Origin of the sequence: Desulfovibrio sp. Fe33, from assembly GCF_028532725.1 — a bacterium.
GTDB lineage: Bacteria > Desulfobacterota > Desulfovibrionia > Desulfovibrionales > Desulfovibrionaceae > Pseudodesulfovibrio.
Window position 1 is genome coordinate 88,201 of sequence record NZ_JAQKGU010000009.1, and the last position, 16,088, is coordinate 104,288.

The following is a 16,088-nucleotide window of genomic DNA, read 5'->3' on the forward strand; positions in this document are numbered from 1 at the left end:
GCTGTCCATCGATATATTCAGAAAAATCCTGCGTGTTGTGACGCCGCTTCGAGGAAGCGGCCGGGACAAACGACGACGCCCCCGCCTGCGTATGCAGACGGGGGCGATATTGTTCGGCGGGCGGTAGAGGCTTGCCGATGAAGCTGTTGTTAGTCGGCCTGGGCCGGAACCTCGATTTCGGGGGAGCGGCTCTTGAAGAAGACGGGGATGTCCTTGCGGCCGAGGATGCTTGCACGCAGCTCCGATTCGGACAGCTTCGCCCACTCGCTCCTGTTGGAGAAGTAGAAGAAGACGCCCATGCCGACCCAGGAGACCATGCACCAGCGGGAAGCTTCGCTGATGTAGGCGGGGGAGCCGGGGATGAGGAGCAGCACGATGCACAGAACGGAGGCCACGGTGCCCATGGCGCAGCAGAACAGGCTCAGCGCCCGGTTCTCGATGCCCGTGCTGCCGAGGATGACGCGGCGGGCGGCAAGGCAGGAGAACAGGTAACCGATGCCGGTGCCCACGGAGCTCATGTCCACGATCCAGACGATGACGGAGCGGCCGGCGAAAGGCGTCAGAAGCACGATGGCGATGGTGAACAGGATGGCCTTGTAGGGGGAACGGTACTTGGGATGGATTTCGCCGAACCATGCGGGCAGGATGCGGCCGCGGGCCATGCTGAGCAGCAGGCGGGAGGTGGCGATGTAGAAGCCGTTGATGCCGGTGCAGACCGCGCCCATGACGGCGCAGGCAAGGATGACGGCGCCCATTTTACCAAAGGCCATGGCGGCGACTTCGCCGGTGGCCCAGGCGGTTCCGCCCGCGGCGCGCATGGTTTCCATCTTGGCCAGCATCTCGGGATAGGGGATGGCGATGCCGACGGCCAGCGTCACCAGGGCGTACAGCACCATGCCGCACAGGATGGCGATAATCATGAGGTTGCGGGCGCGGGAAGGTTCGAAGGTGAACTCTTCGGCGGCCTGCGGCACGGTGTCGAATCCCGCGAACAGGAAGGGGGAGATGGCGAAGATGATGAGGACGCAGGAGAAAGCGGAGCGGTGCTCGGCGAACAGCGGCAGCAGGTTGGAGGGTTGCGCGGTTTCCAGGGATGCGGCTCCGGTGAACAGGGAGGCGATGCCGATGACGAGCAGGAAGGTGAGAATCACCTGGAATTTACCCGCGAAGTTGGTGCCCCGGTAGTTCATCCAGCCGAACAGGAGCGTGGCCGCTGTCATGAGCAGGACCTCGCCGGTGTACACATCCCATCCGGCGATCGAATACAGTGGGCCGAATTCGAAAACGCCCGGGAACAGGAATCGGAAAATCAGGGCCAGGGCGGCGACGTCGATGCCGATGATGGCGACGTAGCCGAGCACGAGCGCCCATCCGCAGATGAAGGCCGCCGTCGGGCCGTAGCCGACATAGGCATATGCGAAGGCGCCGCCGGCGACCGGGGCGTATTTGATCATATAGCTGTAGCAGACAGCCACGAAACAGATGAGAAAGGCTCCGACGGTGAAGCCGATGAGGGTGCCGAGAACGCCGGCCTGCGGCAGGAACATGTCTCCGGGCAGTACAAAACATCCCCAACCGACGATGGACCCGAGGGCCAATGCCCACACCTGGGCCGGGGAAAGGGATTTATTCAGTTCCAACTGTTCTTGTGACATAGATCATCTCTCAGATTTAATGAGTTTTCGACAGCCTTGACCCCGTTTTTTTGGGGGGCGGGCCAGCTTTCCGGCAGCGCGCTCTTCCTCGTAGCGTCTGCCCGCATGGCCCCTGCCGATGGCTCCGGATCGTGAGTTCTCGGTGCCTGTCGGGCCGCGCCTATCCTGAAACCTATCAGGCCGAGCGCGGCTTTTTCCGCAACTACAGAGGGCGAACGAAACCTCTGCGCTATTAATCCGAACCTCCTAAAAACAACCTCACGTGTTGCTGTCACAAAGAAAAGCAAATTGGGTGCCAATACGTGAAAATCTTCACCATCTAAACAACCCATTAAAATAGCTGATGATCCAAAGTGTGTTTGCTGATGAGCTGATGTTTTAGGCAGATAGAAATTTTTCTTTTCCAATAAAAATTTTCATTTTTTTAAAATTCTCTTGTGTCGGCCTTCGGTGCTCAGGACCGAAATGCATGGTGCTCCATGATTTGTGATAAAATGAATTATACATTAAATCTAGTGAGTTAAATAGTAAGTGCACCCGTTTATCATTAGCGTCCACAGCCTTTGGAATCGGCATCGCCCTTGCAATGTCCCGCTCGTTCTTTTTTTCATTTGCCGAAACGGCATGGCTTTTGCCCAGTTGCGGTGCTTTCCCCAACGATTACAATAGGAGGAATGATGAACGAACAATATCGTGAGAATCTTATCGGCGACATCATTGAACGCGAACTGGAGATGTTTCTCGCGGTCAAGAACCGGGGCGGCACATCGCAGTGCCAGGAACGCCCGGAATCCTTTCGCCTCATGCGGGAAATCTCCCATGGGGTCCTGTCCGACGCCTTTCTGGAATCCTATCTGGGCGATCTGAAGGCCGCCGCGGAACAGGGGCGAAACTTCATGACCGAGAAATACGCGCTCATGGAAGGGCTGATTCCTCCCCTCAGCGATTCCCCGGTCATCAGGGATATCGTTGCCGCGGAGAGCGAGTGGCGCAAGGAAGTGGCCGCCCAGTTCCCGCGGTGCATTCATCCCGAGGGGCATCAGGGCTTTTGCCTCTATCTCGGCTGCGAACTCCAGACCTATTCCTCGGCCACTCTCGAAGCCTATTGCGCGTGCGTCGAAGCCGCGCAGCGGGAACACCGCAATCTGGTGCGGGAGCGCTACGAGCTGTTGATGCGCAAGCTGGGTCACGAGTCTCTGGCGGCGTGCGAGGCCGGACTCGCGCACCGCTGATTCGACGCGGGTTTCTTCCCATGTTCGATCCCACTCATCTCCTTGTCTTCGGGTTGTGGCTCGTCGGCGGATTCGTCTCCGGCGTCAGCGGCATCGGCGGGGCCATGGTCGCGGTTCCGGCGGCGGCCATGTTCATACCCATGCATGAGCTGATTCCGCTCAGTTGCATCCTGAACGTGGTCATGGACGGCTGCATCGCCGCCGCACATTTCCGCCACTGCCGCGTGTCCGCGCTCTGGCCCATGCTCGCCGGTTCCCTGCCCGGGGCATTCGTCGGCCTATTCATCCTCAAATTCGTTCCCGGAGCCATATTGCAGGGGGCTGTGGGCGCGTTGCTGCTTTACTATGTATATTGGCAGCGGACCTTTCGCGTCACCGAGGTGCATCGGGAATCGTGGTCGCACGGCGGGGCGGCCGGATTCGGCGCGGGCCTGCTCGGCACGGCCATATCCTTCGACGGTCCGCCCGTCGGCGCGTATGGGCTGTATGTGGGCTGGTCCCCCAGGACCTTTCTTGGCACCTTGGGCGTATTCTTCGTGATCCGGGGCACCATGACCTGCGTGCTGCAGGCCGGAGCGGGACTCTACACTTCCGCCGTTATCGAGTACGCAATGTACGGGATTCCGGCGACCATGCTGGGAACCCTGTGCGCCTTTCCGATCACCAGGCACGTCAACCAGGACACGTTCCGGCGAGTGCTTCTGGCCATCATCCTGCTGGCCGGAGTGGTCTGCCTGGTGCGCTCCCTGTTCTGATCCGGCACGGCCGGTCCGCCATGTCGCGGGCCGGTCGTGTTTTCAGGATTCGCCCTAAAATCTGTCTTCTATGCCGAGCTGCTTGATCTTGTAGCGCAATCCGGCCGCGGTGATCTCCAGGATGCGGGCGGCCTTTGCCACATTGCCTCCAGTGACCCGCAAAACATTGCACAGGCATTCCGCTTCGTACCGCTGCATACATTGCTTGAGCGGGATGACGCTGTTTCGTTTGACCGTGCGGTAATCGAAATAATTCTGGCTTGGCCCGGCGTTTTCGTCCGGCCCGGGCGTTTCCGCCATGGGTTCCGCGGACTCCGCCACGCAGGTGGTCTCGCACGCCTCGCGGAAGTGGCGCGGCAGGGTCCGGCAGTCCATGGAATGCTGATCGCCCAGCATGGCGAGGCCGCCTTCGATGACGTGTTGCAGCTCCCGGATGTTTCCCGGCCAGTCGTAATCCTGGAATATCCGGAGCACTTCGGGGGTCACTTCGATGGGCGCGCCGTCCTGCGCCTGTTTTGAGCGCTCGATGAATGTGCGGACCAGCAGGGGGATGTCCCCTTTCCTGTCGCGCAGGGGCGGCACGGCGAGGCCCACCACGGCGAGCCGGTAATACAGGTCGCTGCGCAGGATGCCGTTGCCCACGGCGGTCAGCGGAGCTTCGTTCAGGATGCTGATGACCCGCACGTCCACCGGGATTTCCTTGCTTGAGCCGAGGCGGCGCACCCGTTTTTCCTGGAGTACGCGCAACAGCTTGGCCTGGAGCCCCAGCGGCATGGAGTTCAATTCGTCCAGGAGCAGCGTGCCGCCGTTGGCCGCTTCGAACAGGCCGGGCTTTTCCGGGGCGTCGGTGTACGCCCCCTTGGAGGTGCCGAAGAGGATCGCCTCAAGCAGATTTTGGGGGATGGCGGCGCAGTTTTCGGCAACGAAAGGCTCGTCGCGCCGGTCGCTCCCGGAGTGGATGGCCTGGGCGAACAGTTCCTTGCCGGTGCCGCTTTCACCCCAGATCATGACGTGGGACGACGCTCTCGCCGCTGTCCGGGCTTCGGCCAGCACGTCCGCCAGGCTGTCGTCCTTACCTATGATGCTGTCGAACGTGTAGTAGGAGTAGGAGCGCTCGGCCGGTTTTTTCGGACGCCGCTTGGAGTCGTTCAGGGTGGCCGAGCCGGTCCAGATGGTGAAGGCGATGACCCCGTCCTTCCTGCCGTGATCGTACAGGGGGAAGAAATCCGAGACCGTGCTGGCGAGGTAGTTGTTGGTGGTCTTGTAGAAGTAGCTTTTTTTCAGGATCGGCCTGCTGCTTCGCAGGCATTCGATGGTGGGGATGCATTCCAGTTCATGGGGCACATACAGCTTTGTGATGTGCTGTCCCCTCACCGGCAGGCTGGTGAAGCTGTCGGCGCGCCGTTGGATGGGGTTCATATATTCACAAATGCCGTTGGCGTCGACAACGGCTACGCCGACTCCGAGGTCGTCCCATATGGCGGTCATGGCCGGGGTCAGGACGCTTGCCCGGCTGACATCGGTGAATTTCTCTTCGGAAAAAAGCAAATTTTCCTCCCCCCGCAAAAACGTCTGCGGCTTGTCATGCTCGCCTATAAACTCATTGGCAGCACCTTAGAAAGAGAAAAATTTTTTTACAAATAGAAAATTATTTTTCTATTAATTAATTTTTTCACTCCGGATTTCACTTCTTGTAAAAACTAAAAAATTTAATAATTCAGTACGTTATTCACAAATCAAAGAGAAGTGCGTCTTCTGGCACACCCCGTGCTAGTGCGAAAAAGAACAAGCGAACGAACTTCACATATTAATCCGATTCAGAACATCATCAAGAGAACAGGAGATGGAAATGACGACTCTTTCCGTTGTGAATAAGACCGACAATCAGGCTGAGGCCAAGGGCTACGGCATCAATTGGGATACCGCCGAAAAGCGGGCCAAGGAACTCAAGGACTACTTGATGGCCGCGCCGCAGGTGATGGATCCGGAACGTCTGAAGTTCCTCCTTGAAGTATACGAAAAGCATCAGGGCGAGCCGGTTGTCTACATCCGCGCCAAGCTGCTGGAGCGCGTCCTGACCGGCAAGAAGATTTTCCTGGACGGCAACCCCCTGGTCGGCACCCTGACCGGTGTCCGCGCGGGCGTTTACGCCTACCCCGAGTGGAACGTTTCCTGGATCAAGGAAGAGATGCAGATGGCCAAGATGGCCTCCCTGGGCGAAATGAAGATTCCCGCCGAGACCCAGGAACTGCTCGAAAAGACCTACAAGCTCTGGAAGGGCCGCACCTGCGTCGACCAGAACAACACGATGTACAAGGAAAAGTACGGCGTGAACGCGAAGCAGTACGCCAAGGCCGGCATGTACTACGAGAACGTCTCCGTCGCTTCCGGTTCCGGCATCGCCGATTACGGCCTGGTTCTGAACAAGGGCCTGCGCTACCTCATCGACGACGTCAAGAAGCGTCTGGCCGAGTGCCCGACCACCCTGGCCGACAGGGACCGGATCGACCTGTACCGCTCCATGCTCATCACCTTCGACGCCGTCATCGCCCATTCCCATCGCTACGCCGATCTGGCCGAGCAGACCGCAGCCGGGGAATCCGATCCCAAGGTCAAGGCCGAGCTGCTTGAGATCGCCGAAATCTGCCGCCGCGTGCCCGAGCATCCGGCCCGCAACTTCCGCGAAGCCATCCAGTCCTTCTGGTTCATCCACCTCTGCGTGGCCACCGAGCAGATGGCCTGCGCCGTGTCCCCCGGCCGTTACGGCCAGTACATGTATCCCTTCTTCAAGAAGGACATCGACGAAGGCAACCTGACCCGCGAGCAGGTCGTGACCCTGCTCAAGTTCCAGTGGATTCGCCACCTCGAACTCGGTGAGTACCAGGGCAACTCCTACGCCCTGACCCTGTCCGGCCACACCGGCCAGTCCATCACCATCGGCGGCGTGGACGCCAACGGCGAAGACGCCTGCACCGAGCTGGAGGAACTGCTCCTCGAGACCCAGATCCAGATGCGGAGCATCCAGCCCACCCTGACCCTGCTGTACCATCCCAAGATCAAGGATTCCTACATGCAGAAGGTCGTTGAGTGCATCCGCGGCGGTTCCGGCCAGCCCCAGATCCTGAACAACAACGTGGTCATCCAGCGCACCCTGGCCCGCTTCGCCAAGTATCCCGACGGCATCACCCTGGAAGACGCCCGCAACTGCGGCAACTACGGCTGCGTGTCCACCGGCGTTTGCGGCAAGGGCAGCTTCATCACCCAGGAAGACCAGCCCTGCCTCGCCAAGGTCATCGAACTCGTGCTGAACAACGGCAAGTGCCCGGTCACCAAGAAGCAGGTCGGCGTCGAGACCGGCGATCCCACCACCTTCGAGACCTTCGAAGACCTCTACGACGCGACCAAGAAGCAGTTGGACAACCTGTTCCACATCTCCCGCGCCCACTCCGACCTGAGCCAGATGGCCCGCCTCCAGGTGGTCCCGAGCGTCTTCCGCTCCGCCATGTACGACGGCTGCATTGAAAAGGGCATGTGCGAAGAGGCGGGCGGCACCCGTTACCCGCAGGTCAACCCGATCATGACCGCGGGCATCGACGCCGCCAACTCCCTGCTGGCCGTCAAGCACCTGGTCTTCGACACGAAGAAGATCACCATGGAGCAGCTCCTCGAAGCCATCAAGGCCAACTTCGAAGGGTACGAGGATATCCGCAAGATGTGCTTCGACGCGCCCAAGCACGGCAACGACTACCCCGAGGTGGAGAAGTTCGTGCAGCGGTTCTACCGCGACGTGGACACCATCCACAGCTCGCAGGGTCCGGACTGCTTCGGCCAGCGCACTCCGCTGGACGCGTACTCCCTGTCCTACCACAACTACTTCGGCTCCATGATGGGCGCGCTGCCCAACGGCCGCAAGGCGGGCGTCGCCCTGACCGACGGCTCCGTCTCCGCCATGCCCGGCACCGACCATGAAGGCATCACCGCCCTCATCAAGTCCGGCGCCGAGGCCATCGACACCGTCCGTTACGGCGCGAACCACTTCAACGTGAAGGTCAACCCGCAGGTCATCGAGGGCCCGGCCGGGGCTCGTACCCTGATCTCCCTCATCAAGACCTACTGCGACTTCGGCGGCTCCCACATCCAGTTCAACTGCGTCAGCTCCGAGACCCTGAAGGACGCCAAGGCCCATCCGCAGGAATACCCCGATCTGGTCGTCCGCGTGGCAGGCTTCAGCGCCTACTTCACCCGTCTGGACTGCGGCGTGCAGAACGAGATCATCAAGCGCACCGAATACAAGAACTAGCTCCTGAACAGGGTAGGCAAAAAGCGGGGCGAGGGTCCCAACCCCTCGCCCCGCGTCTCCCTCTCCCACAGGGGACCTCCAGGCCCTCTGCGAGAATCGCGAAACGGAAAATACCTGCGGAGAGAAAAAAATGAGCCAGGGAATGATTTACAACATACAGCGCATGTCCATTCACGACGGGCCCGGCCTGCGCACCACTGTTTTCCTCAAGGGCTGTCCCCTGAGCTGCCTGTGGTGCAGCAATCCGGAGTCGCAGAAGGCGACTCCGCAAATGCTGCTTTTCGCGGACCTGTGCATCGGCTGCGGAGCCTGCGCCCAGGCCTGCCCCAACGGGGCCGTGGTGGAAAAGGACGGCAAGTTCGGCCGGGACCTGGAAAAATGCACCAACTGCGGCGAATGCGTGGACTCCTGCCCGAGCAAGGCCCGGGAGTTGTCCGGCAAGACCATGACCGTGGATGAGGTCATGGAGGTCGTACGCAAGGACTCCCTGTTTTACGAGAATTCCGGCGGCGGCGTGACCTTCGGCGGCGGCGAGCCCACTGCGGGCGGTCAATTCTTCCTCGACATGGTCCGGGCGGCCAAGGACGAGGGCTATCATGTGACCGTGGACACCTGCGGTTACTGTCCCGAGGAGCGCTTCGACAAGGCCATCGAGCTGGCGGACCTGTTCCTGTTCGACTGCAAGCACATGGACCCGGAGCGGCACAAGGCGCTGACCGGCGTGGACAACGGAATCATCCTGCGCAACATGCGCGCCGCGCTCACGTCCGGCAAGGAAGTGCGCATCCGTATGCCGCTTATGCCCAACCTCAACGACTCCGATGAAAATATCGCGGCCATGGCGGATTTCTTCAAGGAATTCGGCCGCAACGAGATCGAGATAATGCCGTGTCACGCCTTCGGGCGCAACAAGTACGCGGCTCTCGGCTGGCAGTACCGCATGTCCGGCGAATACGAGCCGGAACAGTTGGAAGCGGTCCGGCAGCGGTTTGTCGACCACGGCCTCAAGTCCGTGATCGTCTAAGGAGCTCGGCCATGATGCATCTTCTCCCCGATGAGGAACGGCTTGTCGCCGAATCCGGTTTGGCGGCCCGGCAGCTCTATGGAAACGGCCCCATGTGCTGTTCCGAGGCCGTGCTCGCCGTAATCAACCGGGAATTCGACGGCGGGTTGTCCACGGACCTGGTGACGGCCCTTGCCAAGGGATTCTGCGGCGGCATCGGCGATGCGGGGTGCCTCTGCGGGGCGCTCTCGGGAGCGGTCATGGCTCAAAGCCTGATTCTGGGCAAGGATTCCGGGAACGTTTCCGACGATCAGGTGCGGAAGGCGTCCAAGGAATTGCACGATCGATTTCTCGCCCGCTACGGCAGCGTCTGTTGCCGCGTACTGAGCAGGGAGCGCGATCCGAATTCGGATTCCAAGGGAGTGTGCCTCGATTACGTGGAGGCCGCGGCGGGGATGTGTGTCCGCCTCCTGCTGGAGTCCTCCGAGCGGCGGGATGGCGAGGCGATTCACGGCCGCCGCGCAGAAGGAACCTGCGGAAGCGGGCTCAAGCCCGCAATAATGTAATCGAATCAAGAACTCGTGAGGATAAGAATATGTTTGAAGTGACCGTTCCCGAAGAGATGCTGGAAAAGCTGCGCGACATGCTGGACGACGAAGAGAGCTGCGTTCGCTTGCGTGAATACAAGACGGGCGGCGGCTGCCATTCGAAAATCGTGCTCGGTCTGGGCATAGACGAACTTGACGAGGATGAGGACGAACGCGTGCAAGTGGAGGATGTGCCCTTCATCGCCGAAAAGGACTTCCTCCTCAAACACGGCAGGAAGTACACGCTGAGCTTCAGCGACAAGAAGGAAGTCGTGCTGACGCCCGCGGGCGAATAGCGCTCAGGCCGCACGGATTCCGGCGCGGTGAAAGAACGACATCATTTCCGGTCATCGGGCGGGTAGGCCCCGATGCGACCGGGACAACAAGAATGAGGATATCGACATGTTTGAACTGACCGTTCCCGAAGAGATGCTGGATAAGCTCCGGGACATGCTGGAGGACGAGGACGAGGAAAGCTGCATTCGTCTTCGTGAATACCAGGTCGGCGGAGGCTGACACGCCAAGATCGTGCTCGGTCTGGGCATCGATGAACCGGATGAGGATGAAGACGCGCGTATCGAAGTGGCGGATGTTCCCTTTATCGCCGAAGAGGACTTTCTCACCAAATACGGCAAAAAATATTCGCTGAGTTTCGGCGAGAACAAGGAAGTCGTGCTGACCCCCGCGGCGTGACGCTTTCCGAAACCATCCAACCTCCTCTCAATGAGCCTCCGGCAATCGACGGCCGGGGGCTCATTACTTTATGCGGCGTCCGGGATGAACCCTTGGGCGCAGGCTACTTGGTCACGCCCAGCAGCCCGTTGATGGCGGTCATGACGGTTTGGCTCTTGATCTGATCGCGGGTGCCCCGGAAGCTGTATTGGCGGGCACGCGAGCCGCCGGGCCAGGCCCAGGCGATCCAGACGGTGCCGACGGGTTTTTCCGGGGTGCCGCCGCCCGGCCCGGCGATGCCGGAAATGGCCACGGACACGTCCGCGCCGATGGTCTTGAGCACGTTCAGGGCCATGGCCAGGACCACGGGCTCCGAGACCGCGCCATGCTCCTCAAGGGTGGCTTCGGGCACGTCGAGGAGCCTGTTCTTGACCTTGTTGGAATAGGCCACAACGGACCCGGCGAACCATTCCGAGCTGCCGGGAGTGTCGGTTAGGGTGCTGGCAAGCAGCCCGCCGGTGCATGATTCCGCAGTCGCCAGGAAGTGGCCCTGCGCGCGCAGGCATTCGCCCACTTCGGCGACGGCTCTTGAAATGAGATAGGTGTCCATGTCGATCCTCCGTGCCCCGCTTTTACAAAAAGCCGTAATGGGTTGCAATGACGGCGAGGTCGTTTGTATGGTCGGGCAGGAGAGACCATGACCGTCACGCCTTCGTCGTTGTTCGCGCTAGCGGTGTCGAGACATCGGCAGCCGTGGAACTGGAGCCTGCATGTGGCGGCCCTGGTCCTGTTCTGTCTGGCGTTGCTGACGCACGGCTATCTTCTGCTGGCCGCTTCGTTCGTGCTGCTCGGCGTCGGTTTCTTCGAACTGAAGCTCCCCGATCAGCCGGACAACCGCTGGTTCCGGCTGGCCCGGCGCGGCGTGGAATGGGAGAAGAACTGGGCCGCCGCCCCATGGAACCGGGTGAAATGGACCCGCCTGCTGATTTTCGCCGCCCTTGCCTCGCTGTCCGTCTGGGCCTTGTGGGTCCGGGAGCTGGCGACCCTGATGCTGCTGGCCGGCTTCGCCGTTTTGGTGCGGGTCATGCGGGAAAATCGAAAGAGCGGCATCGATCCGTAGGCCAAGGGTGGACAGAAGTACAATTGAGACTTATTATCACGAGACGTAATGAACACCATCGGAGGAAATATGAGCGACGACACCAACACCTGCAAGCAGTGGCTGAACGAAGTGAACTGGGACATGATCCATGAGGATGCCGTCACCCTGTACCTGGAATGGGGCAACAACAACTATCGCGACGCCATGCGTTCGCCGGTGACGACTTCCGGCGAGTATTCCGTGTATTTCGCCATCGACACCTGGGCCGCGCCCAAGGTCGTGCTCATGCGCATGGACAACTACGGCTCCACCATCCTGTGTTCCAAGAATATCCCGGACGACCTGGCCAAGCAGTTGCTCGACGATATCAAGGGCATCAAGGGCATTCTTGAGCTGACTCCGCCCATCAAGGAGTGGCTGATGAAGGAACTGGAAGCCTGATCTCTTCTTTATTTGAATGTGAAAAGGGCCGTTCCCACCGGGGGAGCGGCCCTTTTTGGTTTCGGATGCGTTTCCCCGTCCTTGCGGCTATTCCTCCTCGACCACGACGCCGTCGCAGGTGAAGGAGATTCCCTGCCCGGAGGCCGTGCCGATCATGACCGCCTGGATGATGGGGACGGCCGTCTTGGCGGCGGATTCCCATTTGACGGTGAAATTCGCGCCTGAGCCGCCGGAAGAGTCGCGTTCCGAAACGTAGACCTCCTTGGTGGACATGGGCGGGATGGAAACGGGCTGGGCGAAGTGGTCCTTCACCAGTGAGCCTTTGCTGTCAAAGTATTTGACCGAGGTGACGGTGATTGTCTGGTTGCGGTCCACGTTGCGGATGGAGAGCAGGGCGGACAGGTTGTACGGTTTGCCCTTGGGACCCTGGTAGATGTGGGAGTAGATGGGCACGTACACGGTTTGTCCGTTCGAGACGAAGAGCTTGCGTCCGGCGAAAGCGGGCAGGCTGAACACGGCCACGGCCAGGACGGCCGTGATCAGGCGAAGGGACGTTGTGCGCATGGCTTGGACTCCTTGGATATCCGATTTCAACTAGAATATGCCGGTTCGGGAGCGGATGGCAAGAGCTATGCGAAGGCGCGGACGATCAGTCCAAGGCCGAGCAGCCCGATGAGGGCGAAGACGATCTGCCGGAAAGCCGGTTCGGGAAGCCTGCGTCGGATTTTGCTGCCCGTGTAGATGCCCAGGAACACGGGAACCAGTCCCGCCGCCGACACGATGAGGGTTTCCGTCGAGACCAGGCCGAGCCGGTTGAGGCCCACGAGCATGATGACCGAGGACAGGGTGAAGGAGGTGTTGATGGCCTGGACGAGCTGGTCCTTGGTGATATCGAGGGACATGAGATAAGGCAGGATGGGCATGATCTGCGAGCCGGTCAGGCCGTTGACCGCGCCGGTGACGACGCCCACCGCGGTGTCGAGGAGCGGTGTCTGGCGCAGTTGCAGCACGCCGCCCCACAGTCCCCATCCTCCATAGAGGAACATGGCCGTGCCGAGGACCAGCCTGGGCACGGAACTGGAACTGCCGCCCAGAATCCACAACCCCAGGGCCAGGCCCGGCAGGGTGGCCAGGAGCATGAACCTGAACCGGCGCAGGATGGGGAGGAAGCCGCCCGCGTCGATCATGACCAGCGCGTTGGAAAGCACGGAGGGGATGATGACCAATGGAATGGCCTGCCGCATGTCGAGATAGGCGGCCATGATGCCCAGGCAACTGGTGGCGAAACCGAGCCCGGCGGTCCCCTTGAGGAAGGCTGCGAAGAAGAACGTGGCGAAGACGAGGGCGAGGGTGAGCGAGTCCATGCGGTTCGGCATACTCCTTGCGTCGGGCCGAGGCAACCACTTCCCCCTTTTCAGAGGGGCGACTCTGCGTTATGGCTGGGTGCAATTCAAGCTCAGCATCCGGAGAATCCGATGAAAATACCCGTAGGATATAGCTTCGCCGCCACGTCGGCGTCTTTCAAGAAACCCGGCAAACTGGATCTTGCAGCCATCGTCAGCCGGACTCCGGCCGTGGCCGCCGGGGTGTTCACCACCAACAAATTCAAGGCCGCGCCCGTGCTGCAATGCAAGGATATGTTGGCCGACCGCCGGAGGATGTCCGGTTTTCTTATCAATTCTGGCCAGGCCAACGCCTGCACGGGCGAGGAGGGACGCGCCAACTGCCGCGAGACCCTGAACCTTGTGGCCCGCGCGCTGGGCGTTCCCCCCGACGAGATGCTGCCCGCCTCCACCGGCGTCATCGGCGCGCAGTTCGACATGAAAAAGTGGGCCGACGCCATGCCCGCGCTGGCGCAAAGTTTCGGCAAGACCGACCCCGAGGACGCGGCCCGCGCGATTATGACCACGGACACGGTGCACAAGCTCGCCGAAAGCTCCTTCAAGCTCAATGGAGGCGAGGTGCGGCTGCTCGGCTTGTGCAAGGGCGCGGGCATGATCTCCCCGAACATGGCCACCATGCTTTGCTTCGTGGTTTGCGACGCGGACATTTCGGCCGAGGCGTGGCAGGTCATGCTGACCGACTGCGTGAACCTGACCATCAACCGGGTGACGGTGGACGGCGACATGTCCACCAACGACTGCGTCATGGCCCTGGCCAACGGCGAGTCCGAGGTGGCGATCGAGACCGAGGACGACTACGTCCTGCTGCGCAAGCATTTGCTTTCCGTGCTGGAGGAGCTGGCGTACAAGATAGTCATGGATGCCGAAGGCGGCACCAAGGTGGCCTTCATAGAGGTCTCCGGGGCGAAGAACGACGCCGACGCCGAAAAGGTGGCCCGGGCCGTGGGCAATTCGCCCCTGGTCAAGACCGCGCTCTTCGGCTCCGACCCCAACTGGGGACGGATCATCTGCGCTGCGGGCTATTCGGGAGCGGACTTCAAGCCCGAGGACCTGGTTCTCAAGATCGGCGGCGTGCTGGTCTTCCGCAACGGCGCTCCCGAACCGGGCGACATGGACGATCTGCTGAAGCCGATCATGAAGGAGCGGGACATCGTCATCCACATCAACGTGGGCGACGGCCAGGGTTCCTCCATGCTGCTGGCCTCCGACCTGAGCAAGGATTACGTGTCCATCAACGCGGATTACCGCAGCTAACGACAACGCGCCGAATACCCGTTCCCGACGCCGCAGGCGGCCTGAAAGGATCAGGAGGGGAGAGGTGTTGGGCCGGGGCGGCATATGTCTGAAATGAAAGAGCGCGGCAGGCTGACCAGGATTGTGGACTTCTTCAACGAATGCGGGATGCTGCGCAAGACGCCGAGGACCGGTTACCAGTTTCTGGGGTCGGGCTCGGAGAACGTGGCCGAGCACTCGTTCCGCACGGCGGTCATCGGCCATGTGCTGGCGCTGATGGCCGGGGCGGACGTGCCCCGGACCACGTATATGTGCCTTTTCCACGACCTGCACGAGGCGCGCACGGGCGATTTCAATTATGTGGCCCACATCTACAACAAATCCGAGCGCACCCGGGTCCTTGAGCACGCCACCGAGGGAACCGGGCTGACCGAGGACATCCTCGGCTACTGGAATGAGCTGGAGGAGACCGAAACCCTGGAGGCGAAGCTTGCCCAGGACGCGGACCAGCTGGACTTCATCCTGAACCTAAAGGAGGAGCAGGACCAGGGCAACAAATACGCCGGGGAATGGCTCAAGAGCGCGGTGAAGCGGGTACGCACGCAGTGGGGCCGGGAGCTGGCCGAAACCATAGTGGAAACCGATCACAAGGATTGGTGGTTTCTCGGCCCGGACAGGGACTGGTGGGCGCGCAAGAACGGCAAGTCCGGGGAGTGAGTTCGGGCCGGTCCGGGAATGAGGTCCGGCACAATGATTAGTTTTTCTAATGGTCTTGCCGTTTATATTTATATTAGGTAAAGATTCCAAATTGGATAATGGGTTATCGGTCGCTTTCGGGCGGCGGATATGATCGAAAGGGGGAAACGGCCGGGCCAATTCCCCAGGGCTTGGAGTCATTCGCATGACGGAGAAGACGCACGGGAAGGCGTTGCGCCTGTTTCCCTGGAAGATATTCCGCGATGTGGCGGACGAGGTCGGGAGCCTTACTCTCTTTCTCGTCGACTCGTTGCGGCTTGTCTTTGCGGGGCTGGGGCAGTTCCCAAAGATCGTCCGCCAGATTTATTTCATAGGCGTGCAGTCCGTGTCCGTAATCGCCCTGATCGGCCTGTTCACCGGCATGGTCATGGGGATGCAGCTGTATTACGCGCTGTCCGTGTTCGGCGCGGACGGTTTCCTGGGCACGGGCGTGGCCCTGTCCATGGTCCGCGAACTGGCTCCCGTGCTGACCGCCATCATGCTCACCGGCCGGGCCGGGTCGGCCATGACCGCCGAGATCGGGGTCATGCGCATCTCCGAGCAGATCGACGCCCTTTCCATCATGGACGTCAACCCCATGCGCTACCTGGTGGCCCCGAAAATGGCCGCCTGTCTGATAAGCTTTCCCATCCTCACGGCGTTCTTCAACCTCATCGCCCTGTGGGGCGGCTGGCTGACGGGCGTCAAGCTGCTGGGGGCCAACGCGGGCGTGTACTGGTCGAGGGTCCAGGGATCGCTCGACTGGGACGATATCGAGGGCGGATTCATCAAGTCCATCGTCTTCGGCCTGCTGGTCTGCACCATCTGCTGTTTCGAAGGCTATTACACTCACCTGCGGTCCGGGCACGCCGGGCCCGAGGGCGTGAGTCAGTCGACCACCAACGCCGTGGTCAAATCCTGCGTCGTCATCCTGGCGGCGGACTACATCTTGACTTCGCTGCTGTGGTAG

At 60.8% G+C, this 16,088-nt stretch carries 18 protein-coding genes; 12 read left to right on the top strand and 6 right to left on the bottom strand.

Annotation, left to right across the window (positions count from 1 at the left end; genetic code table 11):
* Nucleotides 1–149: 149 nt before the first annotated feature.
* Nucleotides 150–1,655 carry an APC family permease gene (locus tag PSN43_RS12225; RefSeq protein ID WP_272701009.1) on the bottom strand — a complete coding sequence of 502 codons (1,506 nt, stop codon included), beginning with the start codon at nt 1,653–1,655 and terminating at the stop codon, nt 150–152.
* On the bottom strand, nt 1,631–2,062 hold the full coding sequence (locus PSN43_RS12230) for a hypothetical protein (protein WP_272701010.1): 432 nt from the start codon (nt 2,060–2,062) through the stop codon (nt 1,631–1,633). Before PSN43_RS12230 ends, PSN43_RS12225 begins: the two co-directional genes overlap by 25 nt.
* A gap of 270 nt (nt 2,063–2,332) precedes the next feature.
* Between PSN43_RS12230 and PSN43_RS12235 the strand changes: the two genes are divergently transcribed.
* Nucleotides 2,333–2,887, top strand: a complete 555-nt coding sequence (locus PSN43_RS12235) for a DUF4125 family protein (protein ID WP_272701011.1) — start codon at nt 2,333–2,335, stop codon at nt 2,885–2,887.
* A 20-nt stretch (nt 2,888–2,907) separates the two neighbouring features.
* Nucleotides 2,908–3,642 carry a sulfite exporter TauE/SafE family protein gene (locus tag PSN43_RS12240; RefSeq protein WP_272701012.1) on the top strand — a complete coding sequence of 245 codons (735 nt, stop codon included), beginning with the start codon at nt 2,908–2,910 and terminating at the stop codon, nt 3,640–3,642.
* A 54-nt stretch (nt 3,643–3,696) separates the two neighbouring features.
* Here the strand turns inward: PSN43_RS12240 and PSN43_RS12245 are convergent, their stop codons facing one another.
* The gene (locus PSN43_RS12245) at nt 3,697–5,190 is read right to left on the bottom strand and encodes a sigma-54 interaction domain-containing protein (protein ID WP_272701013.1); all 1,494 of its coding nucleotides are present in this window, start codon (nt 5,188–5,190) and stop codon (nt 3,697–3,699) included.
* 301 nt (nt 5,191–5,491) lie between these two features.
* Here PSN43_RS12245 and PSN43_RS12250 point away from each other — a divergent pair, with 301 nt between their 5' ends.
* The 5 genes from PSN43_RS12250 to PSN43_RS16000 all read left to right on the top strand — a co-directional run bounded on the left by PSN43_RS12250 (nt 5,492) and on the right by PSN43_RS16000 (nt 10,225).
* Complete coding sequence (locus tag PSN43_RS12250) at nt 5,492–7,942, top strand: glycyl radical protein (protein ID WP_272701014.1); 2,451 nt, start codon at nt 5,492–5,494, stop codon at nt 7,940–7,942.
* A gap of 130 nt (nt 7,943–8,072) precedes the next feature.
* Nucleotides 8,073–8,966: a glycyl-radical enzyme activating protein gene (locus tag PSN43_RS12255; RefSeq protein WP_272701015.1), complete on the top strand. Its 894-nt coding sequence runs from the start codon at nt 8,073–8,075 to the stop codon at nt 8,964–8,966.
* Nucleotides 8,967–8,977: 11 nt separating this feature from the next.
* A complete protein-coding gene (locus PSN43_RS12260) occupies nt 8,978–9,511 on the top strand; it encodes a C-GCAxxG-C-C family protein (protein WP_272701016.1) in 534 nt (177 codons plus the stop codon).
* 29 nt (nt 9,512–9,540) lie between these two features.
* Entirely contained in the window at nt 9,541–9,828 is a 288-nt protein-coding gene (locus tag PSN43_RS12265; RefSeq protein ID WP_272701017.1) for an ErpA-related iron-sulfur cluster insertion protein, read from the top strand.
* A gap of 232 nt (nt 9,829–10,060) precedes the next feature.
* The gene (locus PSN43_RS16000; RefSeq protein WP_272701018.1) at nt 10,061–10,225 is read left to right on the top strand and encodes a hypothetical protein; all 165 of its coding nucleotides are present in this window, start codon (nt 10,061–10,063) and stop codon (nt 10,223–10,225) included.
* Nucleotides 10,226–10,328: 103 nt separating this feature from the next.
* Here the strand turns inward: PSN43_RS16000 and PSN43_RS12275 are convergent, their stop codons facing one another.
* Nucleotides 10,329–10,814: a CinA family protein gene (locus PSN43_RS12275; RefSeq protein ID WP_272701019.1), complete on the bottom strand. Its 486-nt coding sequence runs from the start codon at nt 10,812–10,814 to the stop codon at nt 10,329–10,331.
* Nucleotides 10,815–10,937: 123 nt separating this feature from the next.
* Between PSN43_RS12275 and PSN43_RS12280 the strand changes: the two genes are divergently transcribed.
* Nucleotides 10,938–11,324, top strand: coding sequence for a hypothetical protein (locus PSN43_RS12280; protein ID WP_272701020.1), 387 nt, complete (start codon nt 10,938–10,940; stop codon nt 11,322–11,324).
* Between the two features lie 69 nt (nt 11,325–11,393).
* A complete protein-coding gene (locus PSN43_RS12285; RefSeq protein ID WP_272701021.1) occupies nt 11,394–11,747 on the top strand; it encodes a DVU0772 family protein in 354 nt (117 codons plus the stop codon).
* 87 nt (nt 11,748–11,834) lie between these two features.
* On the opposite strand, the gene PSN43_RS12290 is transcribed toward PSN43_RS12285, so the two are convergent.
* Both PSN43_RS12290 and PSN43_RS12295 read right to left on the bottom strand, forming a co-directional pair.
* Nucleotides 11,835–12,311, bottom strand: coding sequence for a DUF3124 domain-containing protein (locus tag PSN43_RS12290; RefSeq protein ID WP_272701022.1), 477 nt, complete (start codon nt 12,309–12,311; stop codon nt 11,835–11,837).
* Between the two features lie 65 nt (nt 12,312–12,376).
* Nucleotides 12,377–13,111, bottom strand: coding sequence for a sulfite exporter TauE/SafE family protein (locus tag PSN43_RS12295; RefSeq protein ID WP_272701023.1), 735 nt, complete (start codon nt 13,109–13,111; stop codon nt 12,377–12,379).
* A 111-nt stretch (nt 13,112–13,222) separates the two neighbouring features.
* On the opposite strand from PSN43_RS12295, the gene argJ reads away from it, so the two are divergent.
* From argJ to PSN43_RS12310, 3 genes are all read left to right on the top strand, one after another.
* Nucleotides 13,223–14,404 carry a bifunctional glutamate N-acetyltransferase/amino-acid acetyltransferase ArgJ gene (gene argJ, locus PSN43_RS12300; RefSeq protein WP_272701024.1) on the top strand — a complete coding sequence of 394 codons (1,182 nt, stop codon included), beginning with the start codon at nt 13,223–13,225 and terminating at the stop codon, nt 14,402–14,404.
* 84 nt (nt 14,405–14,488) lie between these two features.
* The gene (locus tag PSN43_RS12305; protein ID WP_272701025.1) at nt 14,489–15,100 is read left to right on the top strand and encodes an HD domain-containing protein; all 612 of its coding nucleotides are present in this window, start codon (nt 14,489–14,491) and stop codon (nt 15,098–15,100) included.
* A 184-nt stretch (nt 15,101–15,284) separates the two neighbouring features.
* Nucleotides 15,285–16,088, top strand: coding sequence for an MlaE family ABC transporter permease (locus tag PSN43_RS12310; RefSeq protein ID WP_272701026.1), 804 nt, complete (start codon nt 15,285–15,287; stop codon nt 16,086–16,088).

Bases quoted from the DNA above. Each gene is read 5' to 3' on its own strand.
- PSN43_RS12240 (WP_272701012.1), top strand. From the start codon at position 2,908: ATGTTCGATCCCACTCATCTCCTTGTCTTCGGGTTGTGGCTCGTCGGC.
- PSN43_RS12255 (WP_272701015.1), top strand. From the start codon at position 8,073: ATGAGCCAGGGAATGATTTACAACATACAGCGCATGTCCATTCACGAC.
- PSN43_RS12225 (WP_272701009.1), bottom strand. From the start codon at position 1,655: ATGTCACAAGAACAGTTGGAACTGAATAAATCCCTTTCCCCGGCCCAG.
- PSN43_RS12260 (WP_272701016.1), top strand. From the start codon at position 8,978: ATGATGCATCTTCTCCCCGATGAGGAACGGCTTGTCGCCGAATCCGGT.
- PSN43_RS12250 (WP_272701014.1), top strand. From the start codon at position 5,492: ATGACGACTCTTTCCGTTGTGAATAAGACCGACAATCAGGCTGAGGCC.
- PSN43_RS12285 (WP_272701021.1), top strand. From the start codon at position 11,394: ATGAGCGACGACACCAACACCTGCAAGCAGTGGCTGAACGAAGTGAAC.
- argJ (WP_272701024.1), top strand. From the start codon at position 13,223: ATGAAAATACCCGTAGGATATAGCTTCGCCGCCACGTCGGCGTCTTTC.
- PSN43_RS12275 (WP_272701019.1), bottom strand. From the start codon at position 10,814: ATGGACACCTATCTCATTTCAAGAGCCGTCGCCGAAGTGGGCGAATGC.
- PSN43_RS12265 (WP_272701017.1), top strand. From the start codon at position 9,541: ATGTTTGAAGTGACCGTTCCCGAAGAGATGCTGGAAAAGCTGCGCGAC.
- PSN43_RS12305 (WP_272701025.1), top strand. From the start codon at position 14,489: ATGTCTGAAATGAAAGAGCGCGGCAGGCTGACCAGGATTGTGGACTTC.
- PSN43_RS12295 (WP_272701023.1), bottom strand. From the start codon at position 13,111: ATGGACTCGCTCACCCTCGCCCTCGTCTTCGCCACGTTCTTCTTCGCA.
- PSN43_RS12310 (WP_272701026.1), top strand. From the start codon at position 15,285: ATGACGGAGAAGACGCACGGGAAGGCGTTGCGCCTGTTTCCCTGGAAG.
- PSN43_RS12290 (WP_272701022.1), bottom strand. From the start codon at position 12,311: ATGCGCACAACGTCCCTTCGCCTGATCACGGCCGTCCTGGCCGTGGCC.
- PSN43_RS12235 (WP_272701011.1), top strand. From the start codon at position 2,333: ATGAACGAACAATATCGTGAGAATCTTATCGGCGACATCATTGAACGC.